Below are 24,657 nucleotides of genomic sequence, written 5' to 3' on the forward strand. Positions count from 1 at the left end.
CGCGCCGCGGCCGGTCTCACGAGACGGGCGAGAGGTGCGAGATGAAACCGCGCTATCCGGCGCTCAGCACCGCGATCCAGCATTTCCTGACAGCTCACTGGTCCGGGTCGGATCATCAGTTCGCCGAGGCGCTGCACGCGGCGATCGAGAAGCACAACCGGATGGCGCCGATCCCCGAGCGGATCACGACCGGGACATCCGCGCAGACCCTCAACCACTGGAAGAAGGGACGGTACCGACCGCAGGACCCGCGGATCCTGACCCTGATCGGCAGGCACTGGAGATGCGCGTGCCCGGACCGGTCCGGGAAGCCGCTACTGGAGGCCGCCCGCGCCGAGAGCACCGTGGCCCAGCAGGCACCCGACGATGAACCGGCCGACCAGAAGGTGGAAGCGTGGCTGCGGGTGCAGCGGCTCACCGACATGACCGTCAGCACGTGCGACCGCGTCGGATCCCTGACCTCCCGCCGTTCCATCAATCTCCGGGACGTCTATGTGACCCGGCAGGTGGAGAAGGAACTACTGGACCGGCTGACCGAGCCGTCCCTGACCGCGATTGTCGGTGAGGCGGGTTACGGCAAGACCGCGCTGATGTGGAACCTGCACCGATCAGCGCAGACGGTGGGTGTCACACCTTTCCTGGTACCCGCGACAGCGCTGCTGTGGGGACTGAACGACCGGGGCGGTGAGGACAGCGTCAGCATCGGCGATCTGGAGGCCGCGCTGAGCGCCGCCCGGCGCCGGCGTCGGCGGCCCGCCCTGCTCGTCGACACTCTCGACCTGCTCACCCACAGCCCGGCGGCGCGAGGCGCCGTGGATCAGGTTCTCGGTTTCGCCGGCCGCCTGGGGGTGCCGGTGGTGGTGGCATGCCGGCCGGCAGAGGCGCTCTGGCTGGGGCTGCGCGACGACGAGAGCGACGAGACGGGCGACGACGGACCGGCGGCGCTGTCGTTCGGGCTGCCACTGCGCACGATGACCTTGACACCGTTCCAGAGCAGCGGGGACCACGACGAAGTCAGCGACGCGATCGAGCGGTACACCCGCCACTGCTATCCCCGGGAGATGCGCGAGACGGTGGCGGAGACCGTGAAGAACGCGACCATCCAGGGGCGGGCGCTACGGGAGGTGGTCAGGAACCCGTTGAGCCTACGGGTCCTGTTCGAGCTCCACGCTCCCGACGATGTTCCGGCACAGGACGTCGACAGCCTCGCCCTGAACGACCGGCTCTGGCAGTGGCGAGTGGTGACCGACCGCCGGGACCACGCGACGCCGGTTACCGGGGCGGACCTGAGCCGACTGGTCGAGCGGACCGCGCTCGCCATGCTCGAGCAGGGCCGGATCAGTATCAGCTACAACGACCTGCGGGCCTGGCTGGGTGCCGCGATGGTCGAGGACGACGACGCCGTCGACTCCTTACGCAGGCGGAGCCTGTTGGTCGTACGGGCGGAAGCAGATCTGTTGTGGTTCTTTCACCAGACCCATTTCGAGCACGCCGGCGCCAGGGCGGTGGCCGCGTGTGGCCCCGACGCCGCCGAAGACCTGGCCGCCTTCGTCGCCGAGGACCCCCACGACCTGCTCTACGGCGAGGTGGCCAGCCAGGTGATCCTGCTCGCCGGCCGGCACGCCGGGAGCGGCATCCCGGTCGAGGAGGCCGAACGGCTGCTCGCCGGCTGGCTCACCGACGAGCAGCACGGCATGCAGGTCCTGGCACTGCGCACCTATGCGCGGTTCCGGGCGCCGTCACCGTGGCTGAGATCCGTCGCCCGCGAAGCCCTCGTCACCTGTGACGAACGGGTGGGACGCGACTTCCTGCGCCTGCTGCCGTCCGTCACCCATCCACGGGCCCGGCGCTGGCGCGACGATCTCGCGGTGGCCTGGCAACGTCCCGGGCTGCGTGTCGAGGCCGTCCGGACGCTGATGCGGCTGGCGAGCCAGCATCCGGGCGACGCGATCGAGTTCGCGGACGAGCAGGAGGTCATCACCTGGCTCGTCGAACAGCCGGCGTCACAGCTGCGCGCCCACGACAGCCTCTACCTGCAGCTGCTGAACGCGCTGGTCCCCGCCGACGGGGACTGGTGCCGGGAAGAGGCGATGCGGTTCTGGGCGCGGTTCGGCGAGCTCGGTGTCACCGCCGGCCTGACCGGCATCCTGCGGTTCCTCTGCGGGCACGGGCTGCGTGACCCCGTGGATCGTCCGGCCATCGAGGCGACGCTGCGCGACCTGGTCACCGACGACCTCACCGGTGACCTGCAGCGGGCGTACGTGGAATACACCGGTGTCCGGCCGGACGACGCCGAGCGGCTCACCGCGGCGATCGCCGGGCTGCTCGGTGAACGCGACGGCACGGAGTTGTGGAGGCGCATTCGGATGCGGCAGATCGGCGCCGCCCTTCTGCGGCTGCCCCCGGCGGACGCGGACCGGGTGCTCGACGCCGTCCAGGCCACGCCGTGGGAACCCGGCGCCTTCGAGATGGCCACCACGCTCGGCACCGAACTGCTGGCCGGGGCGGCGGAGTCACCTGACCTGCCGTACGCGGCACGGGTGACGCAACGATGCCACGGGGATCTCGCCTCGACCGGGACCACACGCCGTTTCTGGGTGCTCGCCCTGCGTAACGTCGAGCTGGGCGATGCCGGCCTCCGGCGTCTCACCGACGGCGTCGAGGAGGATCTGCGGGTTTGGCTGTCCCCCGACGGGCTCGGGCCGGTCGTCGCCGCAGCAGCGGCCGCGGGGGTCGAGCGCGCCTGGCAGGCTCTCGAATGGTGCTTCACCGCCGACGGCAACGCGGCGGTTCAGGCTGTGGACCAGGGTGAGAAGGCGCTGGCCCACCTGCGCACGACGATTCAGTTCCGGGTCGTGCTCAGCCCGCGGATGCTCCGGTTGCTGAGCGCCGACGCGCTGGTGACCCGCAACGCCGGTGACCTGTGCGGCGCCGTCGAGAAGGTCTCCGCGGCCGAGCTGCACGAGTTGCCCGAGGTTCGGTCGGGGCTCGTCGAGGTGCGCCGCGCCATGATCGCTGAACGGGATCCGCGGCTGCGGCGACAGGGTTACAAACTCTGGCGGCTGCTGGTGAGATACCGCGCCGACGCCCCGCCGTACCCGGACGAGCTGGCCGCCGTGCTGCGCGACACACACGACGCCGAGCTGATCAACGCGTTGCTCGCGTTCGCCGCACTACTGGTCGAGCACCTGGAATGGCAGGATCTCGAGGCCCCTGAGCTGCGCCGGGTCCTGAGGGGATATGTGGCCGACGGCGTCGCGGCGCAGCGTGACAGGGATCTTCCGCGCCAGACCGCACAGCGGCTGACCAACCGCGAGGACCTGTCCCGGCAGATCCTTGTCGGACTGCTGGCCCGCGTCGTCCCGCTCTCCGAGGACCGCCGGCAGCGTGACGAACTACGGGCGGAGATGGAGGCGCTCGTCTTCGACGCCGGATACGACGTGCGGCAGCCCGAACAGCTGCAGGCGTTCACCCCGGCCATGACCGCCCTCGGGTGGCTTCCGGAGCGGCTGCTGGCGATCGACCGGCAGGAGGCGCTCGACTCGGTCGTGTCGTTCGCCCGCCGGGTCCACGCCTGCCACCCGGGCGCCGTGAAATGGAAGGTCACCGCGGCGACGAAGTGGCGGCTCATGGTGAGCAACCTGGTGGTCGCGGCCACGTCACGCCAGCGCCGGTCCTTCGTCGAGGCGCTGCTGCCGCTGGACAGCAACCTCGCCGGTCATGCCCTGGTCGCGCTCATCACGCGCACGCCGCACCGCCCGGCCTGGTTGTACGCGGCAGTGGAACGTCTCACCGGCACGGCGCATGGATCGGTGCGATCCACCCTGTTCGAGCGTGATCGGGAGTGGAGCCGGCGTCACTGGCCGGCCGCGCACGGCTACGCGGCGCGGCTCGCCCGGCAACCGTGACCGGGTGGCCGGACCCACCCGCAGCGCCGGGACGGTCCAGGCCGAACGCCGCACCGGTCGGTGTCGTCGTGGCGGTCCCGGCCGTGATCCACTGCCGGCCGGCGAAGGACCAGGTCCCTGCCGGTACGGTGCTGCTGTGAAACGCAGTGATACGACTCGGTGGACCACGCAGGCCTGGTTCGCCTGGGTGCTCGTCGGCATGGCGGTGCTGGTCGTCGCCGGGGTGGGCCTGGGCACCCAGGTGCTGGCCGACACGACGGCCGTGTCGAACCGGCTCAGCGACCGGATCTCGCCGGCCCGCGCCGCCGTCGGGGAGCTGGACGCGGCCCTCGACGCGCAGATCACCGGCATGCGGTCCTACGTCCTGAGCGGAATCCCGGAGCTGCTCGACCCGTACCGTGACGGCATCGCCGCGGAACAGACGGCCGACGCCCGGCTACGCACTCTGCTGGACGGCGAGCCGGCCCTGCTCGCCGAGCTCGACACGCTGCGCCGCAGTGCCGCACAGTGGCGCAGCGAGACAGCCGACCCGCTGGTCGCGAACCGTCGGGCGGGCGACGTCACGACGGTTCCGGCGGGGGAGGCGGCCGCGGGCGTCGCGGCCTTCGAGGACGTACGCGCCCAGCTCGACCGGTTCGGCGCCGCGCTCACCAGCGAACGCGACCGCGGCCGTCGGGCCCTCGACGACTCCCGGCAGGTCCGTAACGCCGCCTTCATCGGCATCGCCATCCTGCTGCTCGCCGCGGTCGTCGCCATCGCGATCCTGGTGCGCCTGGTCGTGATGCGCCCGCTGGCCCGGCTGGGCGCCGCCGTGCGCATCGTCGCCGCCGGAGACTTCGACCACCGGTTGTCCCCGCACGGGCCCGCCGACATCGCCGCGCTCGGTCACGATGTGGAGGCCATGCGCGGCCGCCTCGTGCAGGCGCTGACCGCGGCCGGGGAGACCCGTGACGCCCTGGCCCGCTCGAACGCCGACCTGGAGCAGTTCGCCTACGTCGCCTCCCACGACCTGCAGGAGCCGCTGCGCAAGGTCGCGTCGTTCTGCCAGATGTTGCAGCGCCGCTACGCCGACTCCCTCGACGACCGGGCCCAGCAGTACATCACCTTCGCCGTCGACGGCGCGACCCGCATGCAGCGACTGATCAACGACCTGCTGTCGTTCTCCCGGATCGGCCGGGTCTACGACAGCAGCAAACCGGTCGACCTCGACGCGGTCCTGGATCAGGTCGAGCTGACCCTCGCCGGCACCATCGAGGAGACCGGCGCCCGCATCGAGCGGCCGCCGCTGCCACAGGTGCACGGCGACACGACTCTGCTCACGATGCTGTGGCAGAACCTGATCGCCAACGCCCTGAAGTTCCGGCACGCCGACCGGCCACCGCACGTGAGCATCACCGCCGCCGACGACGACGGGATGTGGACCTTCACCGTCCGGGACAACGGCATCGGCATCGACGCCGAGTTCGCCGACAAGATCTTCGTGATCTTCCAGCGCCTGCATCCGCGGGAGAAGTACTCCGGCACCGGGATCGGTCTGGCCATCTGCAAACGCGTCGTCGAGCACCACGGCGGCACCATCCGGCTCGGGGCCGCCCCGGAGCAGGGCGCGGTCTTCGTCTTCACCCTTCCGCATGCGCCCGCCGGTCACCCGGCACGCTGATGGCCATGACGGCGGCGTCGTCGTCGAGGCCGTCACCGAAGGCGTCGAGCAGGTCGGTGAAGGCGCCGATGACGGTGGTGGCGTCCGCGGGGGCGATCGTCCCGGCCAGGCGGGCCACGGCATCGATCCCGAAACGGTGGTCGGCGCTCTGAGCGTCCCCGGTGCGGGCCTCGGTGATGCCGTCGGTGTAGAGCAGCAGGGTGTCGCCGCCACGCAGGGTCAGGACGGTGTTGGTGTAGGCGGAGTCGGGGAAGACACCGACGAGACGGCCCCTGGTCCGATGATGGTGCGCCGTCCCGTCGGCACGCAGCACCAGGGGCTCCGGGTGCCCGCCGCTGGCGATGACGGCGGTGAACCCGTCGGGCTGCGGGGTGAGGATGCCGAAGACGACCGTGCAGTACCGGGCGTCCGCGCGATACTCCTGGTAGAGGACCTCGTTGAGGTTGAACAGCACGGCGGCGGGGTCGGGATCGTAGACGGTGGCCGCCCGCAGGGTGTAACGGGCGAGGGCCGTCACGGCGGCGGCCCCGACACCCTTGCCGCTGACGTCGCCGAGGAAGAAGCCCCAGCGGCCGTCGCGGAGGGGGAACAGGTCGTAGAAGTCGCCGCCGACCTGATCGATGGAGGCCATCCGATAGTGGGCGGCGGTCTGCAGGCCGGGTGGTGTCGGCAGCACCGACGGCAGCAGACTCAGCTGCAGTTCGGAGACCAGATGCCGCAGGCGCACACTCTCCCGTTCGGCGGTCCGGCGAGCGGTCTCGGCCGCCTGACGGGCGTGCAGCAGCTCCTGCTCGTAGGCGCGGCGCTCGCGGCCGTCGAAGACGATGGTGCGGACCAGCCGGGGCCGCCCGTCGCCGCCGTTCTCGACGATCGAGCTCATCAGGCCGGGGAAGGTGCTCCCGTCCGCGGTGCGCAGGTTGACGGCGACACCGCTGATCTCACCCCGCATCACCAGCAGTGGAGCGAGATGGGTCTCGTAGTGGATCCGCGCCCCGACGGTGAGCAGATCGCGGAACCGGCGTCCGGCGAGCTCGTCACGCGCGTAGCCGAGCCAGCCGAGCAGAGTGGCGTTGACCCTGGTGATCGTGCCGTCCGGCGACAGGGTGAGGTTGCCGCACGGCGCGTTCTCGTACAGGTCGTCGAGGCTGTCATCGAGCAATGCGGGCAAACCCCTGCTTCAGCGTGGCCGGGCCCTGCAATTTCACCAGAAAAACGTCCTTCAAACGCTCCGGGTGAAGCAGGCAGATCAAGAGCATCCTTGCGTACGCTCTGACGGCCGCTGGAGCCTGTCTTGAGGCGGCCCGCCCATCGTTGCCGACATGAACGCAACCCGCCTGGACGCGCAGCCGTCGACCGACTCGCTCACCCACCCGACCCTGGGGCGGTCGGTCGTCGACAGTGTGCTCGCCTCCGGGCGCAGCGCCCTGGTCGCGCTGACCGGGTTCGGGTTGATCATCGGCGTGGCGGTGGTCATCGCGTTCGCCCTCACGACGGCGATCGACATCCCCGGCTACGACGCGTCCGCCGACTACTGACGCCTGCTCCGGCGCCGTACGAGCACCGCCGCCAGCACGACGGCCAGCGCGACCGCCCCCAGCGCCGCCAGCAGCGGGGTGCGGTTCGGGCCGGCGTCCATCTCGCCGGTGATCCACGCGGTCAGGACGTCCGTGCGCGCGCCGAGGTCGGCTCCGGTGTGCGGGCATTCCGGCCCGGTGCTGACCAGCGCGACCAGCTCGGGTGTGCCGTCGGGACGCTCCCGGAAGTACGGGCCGCCGGAGTCGTGCGGGCAGGCGCTGGTGTCACGCCGCGGGGCACTGCCCGAGACCTCCAGCAGTGAGTCGCCGATGTGATCGACGACGAACCGGCCCGTCTGCAGCCGCGATGACGTCCCGTCGCCGCTGCTCTCCGTCCGGCCGTACCCGGTGAGCCTGATCGTCTCCCCGGCAACGGGTGGCCGGGTGGCGATCGGCAGCGGCGCGACGTCGGTGACGGCCGTCGCCAGCTCGGCGAGCGCCACGTCGCCGGTCCCGGCCTGCCGGACCCCGATGACGTCGATCTCGTGCCCGCCCCGGCTGTGCAGGTCGGTACGCCCGACGGTGGCCGTGGTGGAGCGGGCGACGGTTCGGCTGACGTGCCGCCCGTCGCCGTCGCGGAAGCAGTGACCGGCCGTGATCACCCAGCGGGGCGCGACGAGTGCTCCGGAGCACGAGCTGTCCCGGGTGCCGCCGTCGCCGTCGGGTAGCCCGGTCATGGTGAGCCGTACCGAGAAGGGGTAGTCGCCCTCGGGCACGTCGTCGCCGTAGGCGATCGCCGCCGCCGGACGAGCGCCGCCCACCACGGCGACGATGACCACCACCAGCACGTTCAACAACTTCGACACCGCGTTTCGCACCCGGCCATCGTGTCGGCCGCCCGGTCGGCGCAGCGTCAGCAGTGTCCTTATGGGATCTTTATCCCGCGGTGTGCGGCCGGGGCAGGCGCAGGCCGGACATACCGCCGTCGACCGCGAGCGACATGCCGGTGGTGGCGCCCGCCTCCGGTGACGCGAGATACGCCGCCGCGGCCGCCACCTCCTGCGCGGTGACCAGGCGGCCGGTGGGCTGCCGGGCCGCCAGCCGGGCCCGTTCTGCGTCCGGGTCGTCGGTGCGCGCGAGCAGCCGCTGGACCCAGGGCGTGTCGACGGTGCCCGGCGCCAGGCAGTTCACCCGGATGCCCTCACCGACCAGGTCGGCGGCCATCGCGAGGGTGAGCGAGTGCACGGCGCCCTTGGACGCGGAGTAGAGGGCCCGCTGCACCAGGCCGGCGTTCGCCGCGATGGAGGAGAGGTTGACGATGGCGCCGTGCCGGCTGCGGCGCAGGTACGGCAGCGCCGCCGTGGTGGCTCGGGCGATGCCGACCACGTTGACGTCGAGGACCCGGTGCCATTCGTCGTCGTCGTTGCCCTCGACCGGGCCGACCGCGCCGATCCCGGCGCTGTTGACCAGGATGTCGATGCCGCCGAACGCCGCGGCCACCTCGGCTGTCGCCGCCTCCAGGGAGCCGCGGTCGGTCACGTCGGCGGTCACCGGCAGCAGTCCGTCGGCGGGTGTGCCCGGGTTCAGGTCGAGCACGCCGACCCTCGCGCCGCGGGCCCGGAGCTCGGCGGCGACCGCGGCGCCGATGCCGGATCCGCCGCCGGTGACGACCGCGACCAGGGAGCCGAAAGAAGACATGATCAACCTTTCTCGACGGGGAATCGGTCCCGGCTCACCGGGATCGGGCCCATTCAGGGCCGTCCGGGTAGGCGAACCGGTGCAGCGTCTCGGGTCGCATCCGGGCCGAGAACCCCGGTGCGGTCGGCAGCCGGTACGCGCCGTCGCGGATCACCACCGGGTCGGTGAAGTGCTCGTGCAGGTGGTCGACGTATTCGATGACCCGGTCCTGCAGGCTGCCGGAGACGGCCACGAAGTCGAACATCGACAGGTGCTGCACGAGCTCGCACAGGCCGACCCCGCCGGCGTGCGGGCAGACCGGCCGTCCGAACTTCGCGGCGAGCAGCAGGATGGCCACGTTCTCGTTGACCCCGGCGACCCGGCACGCGTCGATCTGCACGATGTCGACCGCGTCGGCCTGCAGCAGCTGTTTGAAGACGATCCGGTTCTGCACGTGCTCGCCGGTCGCGACCCGGATGCCGGCCGGGCGCAGGGCGGTACGGACGGCGGCGTGGCCGAGGATGTCGTCGGGGCTGGTCGGCTCCTCGATCCACCACGGGTCGTACGGGGCCAGCGCCGTCATCCACCGCACCGCCTCGCCGACGTCCCAGCGCTGGTTGGCGTCGACAGCGATCCTGATGTCGCCGCCGACTGCCTGCCGGGCCAGTCGCATCCGCCGCAGGTCGTCGTCGAGGTCGTGGCCGACCTTGAGCTTGATCTGCCGGTAGCCGTCGGCGACCGCCTCGCCGGCCAGGCGCACCAGCTTGTCGTCGGGGTAGCCGAGCCAGCCCGGTGACGTCGTGTAGGCCGGGTAACCGTCGCGGCGCAGCAGCTCGATCCGCTCGTCGCGGCCGGGCCGGGCCGCTTCCAGCAGGTCGAGCGCCTCGGCCGGGTCGAGGGCGTCGCTGAGGTAGCGCCAGTCGACCAGGTCGACGATCTGCCGCGGGGCCAGGTCGGCGAGGAACCGCCACACCGGTTTGCCGGCGGCGGTGGCGGCCAGGTCCCAGGCGGCGTTGATCAGGGCGGCCGCGGCCAGGTGCATCACCCCCTTCTCCGGGCCGAGCCAGCGGATCTGCGAGTCGTGGGTCAGGCGCCGGGCGAACTCGCCGAGGTCGTCGACCGGCTGCCCGACGACCAGGGGCGCAAGCGCTTCGATGGCGGCGCGGCAGACCTCGTTGCCCCGGCCGATGGTGAACGTGAAGCCGTACCCCCGCGGTCCGGTGTCGGTGGAGAGCACGACGTACGCCGCCGAGTAGTCGGGGTCGGGGTTCATCGCGTCGGAGCCGTCGAGCTCGCGTGAGGTGGGGAAGCGTATGTCGTACGTCTCGATCGCCGTGATCCTCATCAGGCCAGCCGCAGGACGTTGCGCTGGGCGCCGAGCCCGTCGATCTCGACCTCGACGACGTCGCCGTCGGTGAGGTACGGGAAGCGGCCGGACAGTCCGACACCCTCCGGGGTACCCGTGTTGATCAGGTCGCCCGGCTCGAGGACGGTGTACTGCGACAGATGCCAGACCAGGTACGCGACGTCGAAGATCATGTCGGTGGTGGTGGAGTCCTGCCGCGGCTCGCCGTTGACCCGGCTGCGCAGGCGCAGACCGCCCGGGTCGCCCACCTCGTCCGGGGTGACCAGCCACGGGCCCAGCGGGTTGAACGTCTCGCACGACTTGCCCTTGGACCACTGACCGCCGGAGTGGTCGAGCTGGAACTCCCGCTCGGAGACGTCGTCGGACAGCACGTACCCGGCGATGTGGGCGGCCGCGTCGGCGGGGGAGTCCAGGTAGCGGGCGGTGCGCCCGATCACCACACCCAGCTCGACCTCCCAGTCGACGCGGGTGGCGCCGCGCGGGATCAGCACGTCGTCGTACGGGCCGATCACCGTGTTCGGTGCCTTGTAGAAGATGATCGGCGTGGTCGGCGGGGTGGCGCCCGACTCGGCGGCGTGCGCCGCGTAGTTCTGCCCGATGCACAGCACCACGCCCGGCCGGGTGATCGGCGCACCCAGGCGCTGACCGGTGATGTCGATCCCGGGCAGTCCGGCCGTGGTCGTCACCCCTCCGGCTGCCAGGAATGCGCCGGTGATGTCGCCGGTCACCGCCGACAGGTCGTAGTGACGCCCGTCGGACTCGGCGACCGGCCGTTCCGCGCCGGCCGGTCCGACTCGCAGGTATCTCACGTGAGCTCCAGGTGGTAGGTGCTGATGGCGGTGCCGGCGAACACATCGGCCGGGGCGCCCCCGAGCAGCCCGGTCATCGCCTCCTTGACCTCGAGGTAGGTGGCGGCCACCTCGAGGACCGGCCAGTCCGATCCGAACATGAGCCGGCCGGTGCCGAACAGGTCGACGGCGATGTCGACGTACGGCTCCAGATCCTGTGGGGTCCAGGCCGCCCAGTCGGCCTCGGTGACCAGGCCGGACAGTTTGGCGATCACGTTGGGCCGGGCGGCGACCGGCGCTATCAGCTCGCGCCAGCGCCGCAGGTCACCGGCGGCGATCCCCGGCTTGCCGAGGTGGTCGAGCACGAACACGGAGTCCGGCAGGGCGGCGGCCGCGCGGGCCACCGACGGCAGCTGCGGGGTACGGACGACGAGCTCGTTGACCAGCCCGGACGCGGCCACGGCGGCCAGCCCGGCGCGGACCGGCCCGCGGTCGAGGAAGTCGTCGGCCCGCCCCTGGACCTGGTCGCGGATCCCGGCGAGCAGGTGACCGCCCGGCCCGGCCCGGAGGTCGTCGATCGTCGCGGCCAGCCCCGGATCGAGCAGGCTCGCCCAGCCGACCACGCCGGCGATCTCCGGGGTGTCCCGGGCGATCCGCAGGAACAGGCGGGTCTCGGCGGTGTCGCAGCGGCCGCCCTCCACCAGCACGGTGCGGTCGACACCGGCCGGGCCGATCACCGCGCGCAGGTCGTCGACGGTGTAGTCGCGCCGGATCCGGGTCAGCGCCGCGTCCCGCAGCCACGGGTAGTCGGCGGTCCACAGGTGGTGGTGCGCGTCGACGATCATCGGAGGAGTCCTTCCGAGCGCAGGTCCGGCCAGAGCGCGGCCGGCACGTCGACGGCCGCCATCCGGACGGCGTCCTCGACCTCGGCCGGGTTGCGGGCGCCGACCAGCACGCAGGTGACCGCCGGGTGGGTGAGCGGGAACTGGATCGCGGCGGCGCGCAGCGGCACACCGTGACGCCGGCACACCTGGTGGATCGCGAGCGCCCGGTCGACCAGGTGCGCGTCGGCGGGCGCGTAGTCGTAGCGGGCGCCCGGCCGCGGGTCGGCGAGCAGGCCGGAGTTGAACACGCCCGCGGCGATCACGGCGACCCCACGGTCGGCGCAGAGCGGCAGCAGTTCGTCGGCGCCGGACTGGTCGAGCAGGGTGAACCGGCCGGCGAGCAGCACGGCGTCCAGGTGACCGGTGCGAACCAGGTCGGTGAGCATCGCGGCCTGGTTCATCCCGGCCGACACGGCCCCGATCCGGCCCCGCTCGCGCAGCTCCACCAGCGCCGGGAGGGCCTCGCGGACGGTCTGGTCGTAGTGCTCGTCGGGGTCGTGCAGATGCAGGATGTCGGCCCGGTCAAGACCGAGACGATCAAGGCTTTCGGCGTACGAGGTGAGCACTCCCGTGGCACTGAAATCGAAGACCGGTGTCACGCCGCTGGGCTCGGCCCAGATGTGCTGGCCACTGTCACCGCCCGGCCGCAGCAGCCGGCCGACCTTGGTGGACAGCGCGAACGCGTCGCGTGGCTTGCCGGCGAGCACCGGCCCGGCCCGGCGCTCGGACAGCCCGTTGCCGTAGAGCGGGGCGGTGTCGAACAGCCGGATGCCCAGCTGCCAGGCGTGCTCGACGGTGCCGCGGGCGGTGTCGGCGCCGACCGGGGTGAACAGCCCGCCGAGCGGGGCGAGGCCCAGCCCGAGGCGGGTGACGTGCACGCCGGTGCGGCCGAGCCGGACCCGTTCGACGGGGTTCAGCACGACCTGCCGGCTGCGTGCCGCTTCATGCGGTCCCCTCCGGTTCGTGGATCCTATAGGATCCCATCGATGTCTACCCGCTCGCGGCGGAGCACGTCAAGAGGTGCGGGGAACCGGGCGAACCAGGAGGGTGACGATGACGAAGCCCCTGCCGGTGGCTCGCCTGCACCGGCCCACCCTCGGCGACGACGTGTACGAGACACTGCGGTCCGCCGTGCTGGAGCACATCCTCGAGCCCGGCGACCGCGTCAACATCGACGCCCTCGCGCGCGAGCTGGAGGTCTCACCGACCCCGGTGCGCGAAGCCCTCGCCCGGCTGGAGTCCGAGGGCCTGGTCCGCAAGCGCCCACGGGCCGGCTACACGGTCAGCCCGCTGCTCACCGTCGCCGAGTTCAACGACATGTTCGACATGCGGCTGCTGCTGGAGTGCGCGGCCGCCCGCTGGGCCGCCGAACGCGCCACCGCCGCCCAGTGCGAGGAGCTGACCACCGAGGCCACCCGCACCGTCGAGGGCGGCGACGACCGTGTCTGGCACGCCGCGTTCACCGCGCTCGACGCCCGCCTGCACGACCTGGTGGCGCACCTGTCGGCCAGTCCGCTGCTCCGTGAGTCGATCAACCGGTTGCACTCGCACCTGCACCTGCATCGCCGCCACTTCCCGTACGACCAGACCGCCGTCGCCAACGACGAGCACCGCCTCCTGGCCGCCGCCATCCAGGCCCGCGACCCGGACCGTGCCGAGGCGGCGATGCGCCTGCACCTGACCCGGGCCCGCGCCCGCCACCTGGTCGCCTTCGAGACGTGAGGCGCGGATCGCCGCCTCCGAACCTCTCCGGGAGTCTGCCGACCACGGCGACCGCGAGCGGTCGGTCGCGACGGTTACGAGGGTGCCGAAACGCGGCTGAGCGAGGGCTTGCGCTCTCTCCCGGCAGCGCGCGCGTCGGGGGTGGCGGCTGTCTGGCGGGCGGCTGCGGAAGCCGCCCCGGGCGTGGCGGCGGGAGCGGAGGCTGTCCCGTGTGTGGTGGCGGCCGGCCGGTGGGCGCCTGCGGAAGCCGCCCCGGGCGTGGTGGCGGCGGAGGCTGTCCGGTGGGTGCCGGCGGTAGCGGTCTGGGGTGGGCGCGGCGGTGGGATCGTGGTGCGCAATGCCCGGGCCCGGTGGGGTTCGGAGTGGGCGAGCAGGCGGTGCCGGTGGCCGGCGCCGATGGCGGCGAGGAGGGTGGCCGCCTCGTTGAGCGGCAGGGCGGCCAGGACGGCGGTGGCCGTGGCGGTGGGCAGGGCGGTGAGCAGGGCCGCCGCGTCGCGGGGGTCGGCCTCGGTGAGGATGCGGCCGGCCCGCTCGGCCGGTATCCGGGTCAGCAGCTCGCAGGCGTGGCCGGAAGACAGGCCGCTGAGCAGCCCGGCGGCCGCATCGGGCGGGAGCGAGGCGATGATCTTGCCGGCGCGGGCCGTCCCGATGGTGTCGAGCACGCTGGTGGCCCAGGTGTAGTTGGCGCTGAACAGCACCTCGATGGCCAGTGCGGTGGGCAGCGCCGGGTCGGCCATCAGCGTGGTCTTCCAGCCGGTCGGCATGCCGGCGACCAGGGTGAGCGCGTTCTGGCGGGGCATCTCGTACAGCAGGCGCGCGGCGACGGCGCAGGGCAGTGCCGCGAGCACGGCCTGACCGGCGGACGGTGGCATCGACTGCAGGTGGTCCGCGGCGACGACCAGGTTGTCGGCCTGCAGCAGCCGTGCGGCGGTGGCCGGGGCCATGGCGGTGAGGCAGTCGAGAACGACGTGGGCCGGCATGGCGCGCAGGCAGTCGGCGGCGGCGTCGCCGGGCATCGCGGTCAGATACCGGCTGGCCTGGTCGGGCGGCAGCGTGGTGAGGTAACTCGCGGCCACGGGCGTCGGCATGGCGGTGAGGATGGCGGCCGTGCCGGCGGCGGGCGCCGGGAGCGCGGCCGTGGCGGGGGCGGCCGATGCCCGGCGGCGGGACCGCCGGCTGTCCGCGGCGCGCTGGCGGGCCTCGGTCCACGCCGTGACGTCGTCGTCGGGCAGTCCGCAGGCGCGGGCGAACAGGTACACGACCCGGGTGCCGGGCAGGATGCGGCCGGAGAGGGCGTTGGAGAGCGTGGCCAGCGGCACGCCGGTACGGTCGGCGAGTGCCCGCAGGGTGGGCGGGTCGTCGGCGGCTGACGGGCGGGCCCATCGGCGGAGCTGTCCCAGCGCGGCGGCGAGCTCCGCGACGGTGTTCACCGACAGCGCCGACGGCGGGGCGGACACGGAGGCGGGCGGGTTCGGCACGTATCCATCCTGTTCCACGTTCTTCGATATTGTTCCAAGATTCAATCGATCGGGTGACATCGGCGGCGCTGGTGACCGCAGCCGTTGCGACCTCCTGCCGGACCGCACAGAATGTGCGACCGTCCCGGTGGGGATCTCTGAGACGATTTCGATGAATTTCACTCCGGCTGTCATGTGGCCGGTTCTATCCGGATGCGAGAGGCAGGGCTCCGATGCCCCCGACGGGCGGTGTGCCGGGCACGACCGAGCCGGATGACAGGATCGAGCGGCCGACGCTGCTGGCCGAGGCGGTCACGCTGTGGGAGCTGCACGACGAGCTGACCCTGCACGTGCTCGGCCTGGACAGCGAGGACGAGTTCCCGGCGACGGTGCACGACTTCGTGCAGGCGGTCGCCGAGCGGCTCACCGGCTCGGCCGCGGCGCCGGGCGCGGATCCGGCCCCGGCGCGGCCGGTGTGCGAGGAGGTGCCGGACGGCCGCCGGGTCGCGTTCTGGCGCCGGCGGCGCGGGCTGACGCGACAGGAGCTGGCGCGGCGGGTGGGCCGGTCCGACGCCTGGGTCGCCGCCGTCGAGGAGGGCCTGGACCGGGTTCCCAGCGCCGCCTGCGCCCGGGAGCTCGCCGCGGCCCTGCAGATCGACGTGCCGCTGCTGATGGGCCGGGACCCGCACCCGCAGCCGCTGCCCACGGGTGATCCGGTCGGCGACAACCTGGAGCGGATCCGCGAGTTCCTGGAACGCTGTGATGCGCTGGGTCCCGCCCCCGACACGGTCGCCCCGTCCCTGGCCGCGATCGCCGTCGGGTTGCGGGACGCGTGGCGGTGCTACCGCCAGGCCGAGTACGGAAGCCTGACCGGAGCCCTGCCGCGGCTGCTGCAGGACGCGGTGGTGTCCGACGGGGCCCGCGCGGGCGGCCCCGACGGCCCCGAGGCGGCCCGGCTGCTCAGTCAGGCCTACCAGGTCACCGCCGCGGTGCTGCGCAAACTCGGCGAGTATCAGCTGTCGTGGCTGACGGCCGACCGGGCGATCGAGGCCGCCGGCCGGGGCCGCGATCCGCTGCTCACCGCGGCGGCGTCCCGGTTCGCCGCGGCGACGATGCTGGCGATGGGCCGTACGACCCCGGCGCTGAACCTGAGCATGACGGCCACCACGAGCCTTCCCACCCAGCAGCGCCCCCACCACACCCAGCTGGTCGTCGAGGGAACGCTGCTGCTGCAGGGCGCGGCGGCGGCGGCGCGGATGGCCGACACCGTCACCATCGGGACCCTACTGGCCTCGGCCGACAGTGTGGCCGCCCGCCTGGAGCAGGACACCGGCCGTTACTGGACCCGGTTCGGCCGCACGGTCACCGAGCTGTCGCGGGCGAGCATCGCCGTCGAGCTGGGTGACGGTGCCGAGGCCATCACCATCCATCGCCGTCTGCAGCAGGCGCTGCCCAGCCTGCCGCGGGAGCAGCACGCCGGTCACTATCTGACACTGGCACGGGCCTATCTGCAGACCGGGGCCACCGAGGAGGCGGCCGAGGCGCTCGCCACCAGCACCCGTCTCGCACCGGCGGAACGGCGCAATCCTCTGCATCAGGCGCTGCGGCACCAGATCCAGGCGGCCTGAGCCGGGTAGATCAATCGAAGTACTTGCCTTCACAAATGCGCCGTCCGCCCGCAGCATGGGGTAGGGACTGGTGAGGCGGAGGCCCGACGATGGCAGGTGACGAGTCCGCGGGAAGGTTGCCGCCGGTCGAGTGGCGGGGACGGGTGACCGACTACCCGGCGACGTCATCGATCGTGGATCTGTTCGTGCGGCGGGCGGTGTCGTGGTCCAGCGCGACGGCGGTGGTCGACGGTGATCGCCGGGTCACCTACGCCGAGCTCGATCGGTGGTCCGACGCGCTGGCGGCACGGCTGGCCGAGGCCGGTGTCCGGGCCGGTGACCGGGTGGGACTGCTGGGCGGCCGGTGTCTGGAGGCGCCGGCCGGGATGCTCGCGATCATGAAGGCGGGCGCCGCCTACGTGCCGCTGGACCCCGACGACCCGCCCGGGCGGCTGGCGACCCTGATCGAGCAGATCGGCATCCGGCACGTGGTCGCGCTGCCGGGTGCGCCGGGCCTCGCGGACGGTCCGACCACGATCGACGCGGCGGACCGTCGTGACGGCCCGGCGTTACGGGAACGACCGGTGACCGGCGGCGACGATCCGGCGTACGTCCTGTTCACCTCCGGATCGACCGGAGTGCCGAAGGCTGTCGCCGTACCCCATCGTGCCGTTGTCCGTCTCGTGGTCGGCGCGGATCAGTATCGGATCACCGCGACCGACCGGCTGTCGCACACCGGGCATCCCGCCTTCGACGCGTCGGTGTTCGAGATCTGGGGCGCGCTGCTCAACGGCGCCCGGCTGGTGATCGTCGACGGGCCCACCCTGCTGGACCCGGCCGCTCTGCAGCGGTTGTTCCAGCGCGAGGCCGTCACCGTGGCGTGGCTGACCGCGGGGGTGTTCCACCAGTGCGCGCGGACGCTGCCGGCGATGTTCGCCGGCCTGCGCTGCCTGATCGCCGGTGGCGACGTGCTCGACCCGGACCTGGTGCGCCGGGTGCTGGCCGGCGGCGCGCCGCAGATGCTGCTCAACGGCTACGGGCCGACCGAGAACACCACCTTCTCCACCGTCCACCACATCACCGCGGTGCCGGTGGAGGCCGACCGGATCCCGATCGGGCGCCCGGTCGCCAACTCCACCTGTCACATCCTCGACGACGAGGGCGAGCCGGTGCCGGTCGGCGCCGAGGGCGAGCTGTGGGTCGGCGGCGACGGCGTCGCGCTGGGATACGTCAACGATCCCGCTCTGACGGCCGACCGGTTCCGGGCCGATCCGTTCGCCCGCCGGCCCGGGGCGCGCCGGTTCCGTACCGGCGACCGGGCCCGATGGCTGCCGGACGGCAGCATCGACTTCCTCGGTCGCCGGGACCGGATGGTGAAGATCCGTGGCTTCCGGGTCGAGCTCGACGAGATCGAGACGGTCATCGCCGGTTGCGACGGGGTCGCCGCGGCGGCGGTCGTGGTCACCGGCGACGACCCGGACACCCGGTCGATCGTCGCCTACTACCAGCCGGCGCGCGACGGCTCGGCCGCGCCGGTGGCGCGGGTCCGCGCGCTGCTGGCCGAGCGGCTGCCCGCGTTCATGCGGCCGGCCCGCATCGTCGAGCTGGAGCGGCTGCCACTGGCCGCGACGGGCAAGGTCGACCGGGCGTCGCTGGCCGCGACCGGGCCGGACACCGCCGGCGGCACGCCACCGGCAACACCGATCGAGGTGGGGGTCGCCCGGCTGTGGGCCGACGTACTGGACGTGGACGCCGACGAGATCAGCCGCGAGACCGGCTTCTTCGATCTGGGCGGCAACTCGCTGCTGGCGGCCCGGCTGTTCGTGCGGTTGCAGACGATGTTCGGCGTCGATGCGGCACAGGGCCGGTTCCTGACGTCGCGGCTGCTGGCCGATCCGAGCCTCGCCGCCAGCGCCGCCGCGGTGCAGCAGGCGCGTACCGGTCTGCTCGACGGGGATCTCGCCGCGCTGGACGCCGACTTCCGGCGCGAGAGCGGGCTCGACACCGGCGCGGTGCCCGCGCTGGTGGTCCGGCCACGGTCACCGGCCGACGACGACGCGCCCACCGAGGCGCTGCGGCTTCGCGGCGCGGCGGTCCTGCTGACCGGCGGCACCGGTTTCCTCGGCGGCTACCTGCTGCGCCGGCTGCTGACCGAGACGGAGGCGACGATCCATTGCCTGGTCCGGGCGCGCGACGAGGATGCGGCCGGGTGGCGGCTGGCGCAGGGTCAGCGGCGGTACGGGCTGGGCGAACTGCCCGCCGACCGGGTACGGCCGGTGCCCGGCGACCTGGGACGACCGCATCTCGGACTGTCCGCGGCGGCGTTCGACGATCTCGGCCGGCGGGTGGACCTGATCGTGCACGCCGGCGCGTACGTGAACTTCACCTACCCCTACTCGCAACTGGCGCCGGTGACCGTCGGCGGCACCCGGGAGGTCGTACGGCTCGCGATGCCGCGACGGGTGCCCGTGCACTACGTGTCGACGCTGGCGGTGCTGGCCGGGTTCGGCGCCGCCGGGGTTCGCGAGGTCTCGGAGAACACGCCCCTGGCCTATCCCGAGCACCTGTTCATGGGATACACGGAGGCGAAGTGGATGGCCGAGTCGGTGCTGGCCCACGCGTCCCGTGACGGGCTGCCGGTCGCGATCCACCGGCCGTACGAGGTGTCCGGCGACGTGGTCCACGGCGCCTGGAACCTGGAGAACGCCACCTGCGCGCTGCTGCGGCTGATGGTCGACACCGGCACCGCGCCGGACGTCGACCAGTCGCTGGATCTCGTGCCGGTCGACGTGCTGGCGGCGCAGATCGTGCACATCGCGCTCACCCGGACCCGTCACGGCGGCACCTACCATCTGACCAATCCGCGGCCCGGCACGCTGCGTGACATGGTCGAGGTGCTGCGGGGGCACGGCTATCCGGTCCGGCTGCTGCCGTTCGACGAGTGGGTGACGGGGGCGGTGGCGTATGTGGCCGAGCATCCTCAGCACCCGTTCGCGCCGTTCGTGCCGCTGTGGGTGGACCGGTGCCCGCGCAGCGGCCTGGTCGTCAAGCAGATGTACTTCGCCGACCGTTTCCCCCACTTCGGGCGGGGCGCCGCCGAACGGGCGCTGGCCGGTTCGGAGGTGGCCATGCCACCGGTCGACGGCGCCCTGTTGGACCGGTACGTACGGTTCTTCCAGCGCTCCGGCTACTTCCCGGCCCCGACGGCCGCCCGCTCATGACGGCGGCGCTGCCCCGGCTGGCCGTCGTGTTCGACTTCGGCTCGGCCAGCCCGATGACGATTCTGGCGTCCGCCCGCAACCTCGCCGACGTCGTCTTCCTCTGCGACCGGGACCTGCCGCACGTGCGGCCGCTGATCGACGAGATCCGTGCCCTGGCGCGGGTCGCCGACATCACCGGCCTGACCGACGACGAGATCCTCGCGCACCCGGACTGCGCCGCGCTGGCCGGGATCGTCACGTTCAGTGAGAGTCAGATCAACCGGGCGGCCGCCCTGGCCGCCCGTCTCGGTCTGGCCTTCCTCGATGTGGACACGGCGGCCGCGGTGACCGACAAGTACACGCAGCGGCGAATGCTGGCCGAGGCGGGCGTGCAGGACACCACGTGCCGGATCGTCCGTGATCCGGCGGGCCTCGGTCCGGCCCTGGACGCCGTCGGCCTGCCCGCGATCCTGAAACCCCGGTCGGGTGCGGCGAGCGCCCGTACCTGCACGGTGCACAGCCTCGCGGAGGCGGCCGAGCGGTGGCGCAGTTTTACCGAGCCGGACGCCGGCCCGGGCGCGGTTCCGCCGAGCCGGACGCCGGTGCGGGCGCCGGCGCCGAGTTCGTCGTCGAGCAGCTGCTGCCCGGCGATGCGTCGGTGGCCGGGCCGGACTGGGCCGACTACGTCTCGGTCGAGTCGATGACCTCCCACGGCGAGGTCCGGCACGTCGAGGTGACCGGGAAGTTCCCGCTGGCGCCACCACTGCGCGAGACCGGGTACGTGGTCCCGAGCACGCTCGGCGACGACTGCCGTGACGAGGTGCTGGCGCTGACCGGGGCGGCGCTGGCCGCGCTCGGCGTGCGGCACGGGATCACCCACACCGAGGTCAAACTCACCCCGGACGGTCCGCGGATCATCGAGGTCAACGGCCGGCTCGGCGGTTACGTGGGTGATCTGGTGCGGCGGGCCCGCGGATTCGACCTGGTCCGGGCGGCGCTGACGATCGCACTGGGCCGCCCGTGCCCGCCACCGGCTGCCGGCCACCGGCGGCACGCGTTCCAGTATTTCCTCACCCCGCCGATGGAGGCGGTCGAACTGCGGCGGCTCGACGGTGTCGACGACCTCGGCCGGGTCGACGGCATCCGGCTGGTCGAGGTCTTCGCGCAGCCGGGCGCGGCGCTGGACTGGCGGCGCGGCACCCTGGCCTACGTCGGCATCGTGCACGGGTCGGCGCGCTCGCACCACGAGGTGCGCACCCTGGTCGGCATCATCGATCAGACCCTTCACCAGGAGTACGGGTACGCGCCCGACCGTACCGAAACCCGAATGCCCTGATCACTGCCAGTGGTAGCGTCGGTGCTCACCGTAGTTCGTCGCATCGGGGGCAGCCGTGTCAACGACTTCTACGGTCAGCGCGCCGCCACGGCCGTTACGAGATCTCGGCCTCCGCGGGCTCCTGCTCGTCCGTGACGCGGTCGCGGCGCGCCGGCTCCTGGCCGCCTCGGTGGCGGTCGCCGCCGTACCCGGCTGCCTACTGGCGCTACGCCGGGCCGACCGGCCGGCGGCGGTGGTGGCCGGCCTGCAGGCCGCACTGCTCGCCGGCCTCGCGATCCACGTGCGCAACGTCCTCGCCCGCGCCGAACAGGCCCGCGAGGAAGCCCGCGACGAGGCCGCCGCCAGCCACAACCAGCTCCAGAAGCTCATCGACAACACCGAGTCGAACATCTACATGAAGCGGGTCGACAACGGCCAGTACCTGCTCGTCAACAAGGAGTGGGAACGACTGTTCGGCGTCACCCGCGATCAGGTGATCAACATGACCGACCACGGCGTGTTCCCCGCCGCCCTCGCCGACCAGCTGCGCGCCAACGATCTGCGGGTCGCGGCGGCCGGGCGGACGGTGCAGTACGAGGAGACCGCCGACGGCGTGGACGGCGTCCGCACGTACATCTCGGTGAAGTTCCCCGTCCTCGGCACCGACGGCGAGCCCTACGCCGTGTGCGGCATCTCCACCGACATCACCGAACGTAAACGGGCCGAGGACGAGATCCGCCGGCTCAACACCGGCCTGGAGACCCGGGTCCGGCAGCGCACCGCCGAGCTCGAGGCCTCGAACAAGGAGCTCGACGCGTTCGCCTACTCGGTCTCGCACGACCTGCGCGCGCCGCTGCGCTCCCTGCACGGGTTCAGCGACGCGCTGCTGGAGGACTACGCCGACGTCCTCGACGACGTCGGCAAGGACTACCTCAACCGCCTGCAACGCAACGTCGGGCGCATGGGCCGGATGATCGACGACCTGCTCAACCTGTCCCGCGCCACCCGCGCCGACCTGGAACGCCGCGAGGTCGACCTCACCGCGATGAGCCAGGACATCCTCACCGAGTTGCGGGCCGCCGACCCGTCCCGCGACGTCACCCTCGTCGTCCCGGACGACCTCACCGCCGAAGGCGACCCGCACCTGCTGCGGCTCGCCCTGCAGAACCTGCTCGCCAACTCGTGGAAGTTCACCGTCCGCCGGCCCGCCGCCACCATCGAGGTGGGACGCACCGTCCGCGACGGGGAGGACTTCCTCTTCGTCCGCGACGACGGCGTCGGCTTCGACATGACCTACGCCGGCAAGCTCTTCGACGCCTTCCAGCGGCTGCACACCACCTCCGACTTCGAGGGCAGCGGCATCGGGCTCGCCATCGTGGCCCGGGTGGTGCGCCGGCACGGCGGCCGCATCGTCGCCGAGGGCGAGATCGACCACGGCGCCACGTTCTACTTCAACCTTCTCAGCACAGCAAAGGCAACGCCATGACCGTCGGTGACCGGATCCTGCTCGTCGACGACAGCCCCGACGACGTCGCGCTCACCCTGCGCGCGCTGAAGAAAAACAAGATCACCAACGCCGTGGACATCGCCACCGACGGCGAGGAGGCGCTGCGATACCTCTTCCCGCCGGACGAGCCACCCGACGGACGCGGCGACAACCTGCCCGCCCTGATCCTGCTGGACCTCAACATGCCCAAGGTCAGCGGCCTGGAGGTGCTGCGCAGCATCCGGTCGCACGACCGTACCCGCTATCTGCCGGTCGTCGTGCTCACCACCTCGACCGAGGAACGCGACATCGTCAACACCTACGACCTCGGCGCCAACAGCTTCATCCGCAAGCCGGTCGCGTTCGACGAGTTCCTCGACGCGGTCCGCCTACTGGGCATGTACTGGCTGCTGGTGAACCGCCCGGCGGGCCGGCTCCATGACTGACGAGCCGGACCGGATCCGGCTGCTGCTGATCGAGGACAGCGACGACGACGCCGTGCTCGTGGTCGACCGGCTGCGCCGCTCCGGCCTGCAGGTCACCTACGACCGTGTGCAGACCGCCGAGGCGATGTCGGCGGCCCTGCACGACCAGCAACCCGACATCGTGATCTCCGACAACGGGATGCCCACCTTCGACGCGGCGGCGGCGCTACGGCTGCTGCGCGAGACCGGCCGCGACATCCCCTTCATCGTCGTCTCCGGTCAGATCGGCGAGGAGTCCGCCACCGCGCTGATGCGCGCCGGCGCCCACGACTTCGTCCTGAAGGACAAACTGACCCGCCTGGGACCGGCGGTGCAACGCGAGCTGCGCGAGGCCCGCGACCGCCAGGAACGGCGCCGGGCCCAGTCGGCGCTACGCGACAGCGAGGAACGGTTCCGGGTCGAGCAGGTCGAGGCCGCCGAACAGCGCCGCGACCTGGAACGCAAACTGCACCAGGCGGAACGGCTCGACTCCCTCGGCCAGCTGGCCGGCGGCGTCGCCCACGACTTCAACAACATCCTCGGGGTGATCGGCGGCTACACCGGCTTCGTACTCGACGAGCTCGGCCCCGACCACCCGTGCCGCCCCGACCTGGAGAACATCGCCCACGCCGCCCGCCGGGCCACCGCCCTGACCCGCCAGCTGCTCATCTTCAGCCGCCTGCAGCCGTCCCATCCCGAGGTGGTCGACCTCAACGCCGTCGTCGGCGAGATCGAACGGCTGCTGCGCCGCACCATCGGCGAGGACATCGAGTTCCGCATCGACCTGACCCCTGGGCCGGCGTTCGTCACCATCGACCCCAGCCGGCTGGAGCAGATCATCATGAACCTGGTGGTCAACGCCCGTGCCGCGATGCCCGAAGGCGGACACCTGGCCATCTGCACCGCCGCGGACACCACGGTGCCCGACAGCGCCATCGGCGCCCCGCCCGAGCCGGGACGCTACGTGCACCTGACCGTCTCCGACAATGGCTGCGGCATGGACGAGGAGGTCCAGCGCCGCGCGTTCGAGCCGTTCTTCACCACCCGCAGCACCGGGCAGGGCAGCGGCCTCGGCCTGGCGACCGTCTACGGCGCCGTCCAGGAGGCCTCCGGCGCCATCGCGGTCGACTCGGCCCCCGGCGTGGGCACCCGGATCAGCGTCTACCTGCCCGCCGCGACCGCCCCGGCCCACGCCGGCACATCACCGGAACCGGACGGCGAGGCGCGGGCCGGCCTGGGCGAACGGATCCTCGTCGTCGAGGATGACGACGACATCCGCGCCATCACCCGGCGGATCCTGACCCGCGCCGGATACCAGGTGACCGACGCCGCCACCCGCGAGGAGGCGCTCGTGCTGGTCAACGACGACACCCTGACGTTCGACCTGCTGCTGTCCGACGTCATCATGCCGGGCATGCCGGTCCTCAAGTTCATCCAGACGGTGCTCGCCGCCCGGCCCACGATCCGCATCGTCTTCATGTCCGGCTACACCGCCGACAGCGACCGGCAGCTTCCCGAAGGCGTGCCCATCGTCGACAAGCCGTTCAACGGCGCCACCCTCCTGCGCCAGATCCGGGCGACCCTGACCGCCTGACCGCCTGACCGCCTC

19 protein-coding genes are annotated in these 24,657 nt (G+C 72.3%); 11 read left to right on the forward strand and 8 right to left on the reverse strand.

All coding sequences use genetic code 11. The features are described 5' to 3' along the window. The first annotated feature begins 41 nt into the window (after positions 1-41). Together ACQPZW_RS19165 and ACQPZW_RS19170 are read left to right on the forward strand one after the other, a co-directional pair. Entirely contained in the window at positions 42-3,908 is a 3,867-nt protein-coding gene (locus tag ACQPZW_RS19165) for a hypothetical protein (RefSeq protein WP_433796265.1), read from the forward strand. A gap of 136 nt (positions 3,909-4,044) precedes the next feature. Next, the gene (locus ACQPZW_RS19170; RefSeq protein WP_433796266.1) at positions 4,045-5,568 is read left to right on the forward strand and encodes a sensor histidine kinase; all 1,524 of its coding nucleotides are present in this window, start codon (positions 4,045-4,047) and stop codon (positions 5,566-5,568) included. Here ACQPZW_RS19170 and ACQPZW_RS19175 read toward each other — a convergent pair. Then, positions 5,528-6,736 carry a PP2C family protein-serine/threonine phosphatase gene (locus tag ACQPZW_RS19175; protein ID WP_433796267.1) on the reverse strand — a complete coding sequence of 403 codons (1,209 nt, stop codon included), beginning with the start codon at positions 6,734-6,736 and terminating at the stop codon, positions 5,528-5,530. The genes ACQPZW_RS19170 and ACQPZW_RS19175 overlap by 41 nt on opposite strands. Before the next feature lie 151 nt (positions 6,737-6,887). Between ACQPZW_RS19175 and ACQPZW_RS19180 the strand changes: the two genes are divergently transcribed. Further along, entirely contained in the window at positions 6,888-7,103 is a 216-nt protein-coding gene (locus ACQPZW_RS19180; protein ID WP_433796268.1) for a hypothetical protein, read from the forward strand. Here ACQPZW_RS19180 and ACQPZW_RS19185 read toward each other — a convergent pair. The 6 genes from ACQPZW_RS19185 to ACQPZW_RS19210 form a co-directional block, all read right to left on the reverse strand. Beyond that, positions 7,097-7,948 (reverse strand): S1 family peptidase, encoded by an 852-nt coding sequence (locus ACQPZW_RS19185; RefSeq protein ID WP_433796269.1) that lies wholly within the window; start codon positions 7,946-7,948, stop codon positions 7,097-7,099. The genes ACQPZW_RS19180 and ACQPZW_RS19185 overlap by 7 nt on opposite strands. Before the next feature lie 70 nt (positions 7,949-8,018). Further along, positions 8,019-8,780 carry an SDR family NAD(P)-dependent oxidoreductase gene (locus tag ACQPZW_RS19190; RefSeq protein ID WP_433796270.1) on the reverse strand — a complete coding sequence of 254 codons (762 nt, stop codon included), beginning with the start codon at positions 8,778-8,780 and terminating at the stop codon, positions 8,019-8,021. 34 nt (positions 8,781-8,814) lie between these two features. Next, the gene (locus tag ACQPZW_RS19195; protein ID WP_433796271.1) at positions 8,815-10,104 is read right to left on the reverse strand and encodes an enolase C-terminal domain-like protein; all 1,290 of its coding nucleotides are present in this window, start codon (positions 10,102-10,104) and stop codon (positions 8,815-8,817) included. After that, positions 10,104-10,934 carry a fumarylacetoacetate hydrolase family protein gene (locus ACQPZW_RS19200; RefSeq protein WP_433796272.1) on the reverse strand — a complete coding sequence of 277 codons (831 nt, stop codon included), beginning with the start codon at positions 10,932-10,934 and terminating at the stop codon, positions 10,104-10,106. The genes ACQPZW_RS19195 and ACQPZW_RS19200 overlap by 1 nt, the downstream gene beginning before the upstream one ends. Beyond that, positions 10,931-11,758 carry an amidohydrolase family protein gene (locus tag ACQPZW_RS19205; RefSeq protein WP_433796273.1) on the reverse strand — a complete coding sequence of 276 codons (828 nt, stop codon included), beginning with the start codon at positions 11,756-11,758 and terminating at the stop codon, positions 10,931-10,933. Before ACQPZW_RS19205 ends, ACQPZW_RS19200 begins: the two co-directional genes overlap by 4 nt. Next, positions 11,755-12,717: an aldo/keto reductase gene (locus ACQPZW_RS19210; RefSeq protein ID WP_433796274.1), complete on the reverse strand. Its 963-nt coding sequence runs from the start codon at positions 12,715-12,717 to the stop codon at positions 11,755-11,757. Before ACQPZW_RS19210 ends, ACQPZW_RS19205 begins: the two co-directional genes overlap by 4 nt. Before the next feature lie 133 nt (positions 12,718-12,850). On the opposite strand from ACQPZW_RS19210, the gene ACQPZW_RS19215 reads away from it, so the two are divergent. Next, the gene (locus tag ACQPZW_RS19215) at positions 12,851-13,519 is read left to right on the forward strand and encodes a GntR family transcriptional regulator (RefSeq protein ID WP_433796275.1); all 669 of its coding nucleotides are present in this window, start codon (positions 12,851-12,853) and stop codon (positions 13,517-13,519) included. Positions 13,520-13,593: 74 nt separating this feature from the next. On the opposite strand, the gene ACQPZW_RS19220 is transcribed toward ACQPZW_RS19215, so the two are convergent. After that, the gene (locus tag ACQPZW_RS19220) at positions 13,594-14,997 is read right to left on the reverse strand and encodes a magnesium transporter MgtE N-terminal domain-containing protein (RefSeq protein ID WP_433796276.1); all 1,404 of its coding nucleotides are present in this window, start codon (positions 14,995-14,997) and stop codon (positions 13,594-13,596) included. A gap of 212 nt (positions 14,998-15,209) precedes the next feature. Between ACQPZW_RS19220 and ACQPZW_RS19225 the strand changes: the two genes are divergently transcribed. The 7 genes from ACQPZW_RS19225 to ACQPZW_RS19255 all read left to right on the forward strand — a co-directional run bounded on the left by ACQPZW_RS19225 (position 15,210) and on the right by ACQPZW_RS19255 (position 24,642). Continuing rightward, positions 15,210-16,604 (forward strand): helix-turn-helix domain-containing protein, encoded by a 1,395-nt coding sequence (locus ACQPZW_RS19225; protein ID WP_433796277.1) that lies wholly within the window; start codon positions 15,210-15,212, stop codon positions 16,602-16,604. Between the two features lie 89 nt (positions 16,605-16,693). Further along, complete coding sequence (locus tag ACQPZW_RS19230; protein WP_433796278.1) at positions 16,694-19,804, forward strand: amino acid adenylation domain-containing protein; 3,111 nt, start codon at positions 16,694-16,696, stop codon at positions 19,802-19,804. Then, entirely contained in the window at positions 19,801-20,487 is a 687-nt protein-coding gene (locus tag ACQPZW_RS19235) for a hypothetical protein (RefSeq protein WP_433796279.1), read from the forward strand. The genes ACQPZW_RS19230 and ACQPZW_RS19235 overlap by 4 nt, the downstream gene beginning before the upstream one ends. Then, positions 20,484-21,119 (forward strand): ATP-grasp domain-containing protein, encoded by a 636-nt coding sequence (locus tag ACQPZW_RS19240; protein ID WP_433797575.1) that lies wholly within the window; start codon positions 20,484-20,486, stop codon positions 21,117-21,119. Before ACQPZW_RS19235 ends, ACQPZW_RS19240 begins: the two co-directional genes overlap by 4 nt. Positions 21,120-21,174: 55 nt before the next feature. Further along, the gene (locus ACQPZW_RS19245) at positions 21,175-22,584 is read left to right on the forward strand and encodes a sensor histidine kinase (RefSeq protein WP_433796280.1); all 1,410 of its coding nucleotides are present in this window, start codon (positions 21,175-21,177) and stop codon (positions 22,582-22,584) included. After that, entirely contained in the window at positions 22,581-23,030 is a 450-nt protein-coding gene (locus tag ACQPZW_RS19250; RefSeq protein ID WP_433796281.1) for a response regulator, read from the forward strand. Before ACQPZW_RS19245 ends, ACQPZW_RS19250 begins: the two co-directional genes overlap by 4 nt. Further along, positions 23,023-24,642 (forward strand): response regulator, encoded by a 1,620-nt coding sequence (locus tag ACQPZW_RS19255; protein WP_433796282.1) that lies wholly within the window; start codon positions 23,023-23,025, stop codon positions 24,640-24,642. The genes ACQPZW_RS19250 and ACQPZW_RS19255 overlap by 8 nt, the downstream gene beginning before the upstream one ends. Positions 24,643-24,657 lie beyond the last annotated feature (15 nt).

Source organism: Actinoplanes sp. CA-252034, from assembly GCF_050956125.1.
GTDB lineage: Bacteria > Actinomycetota > Actinomycetes > Mycobacteriales > Micromonosporaceae > Actinoplanes.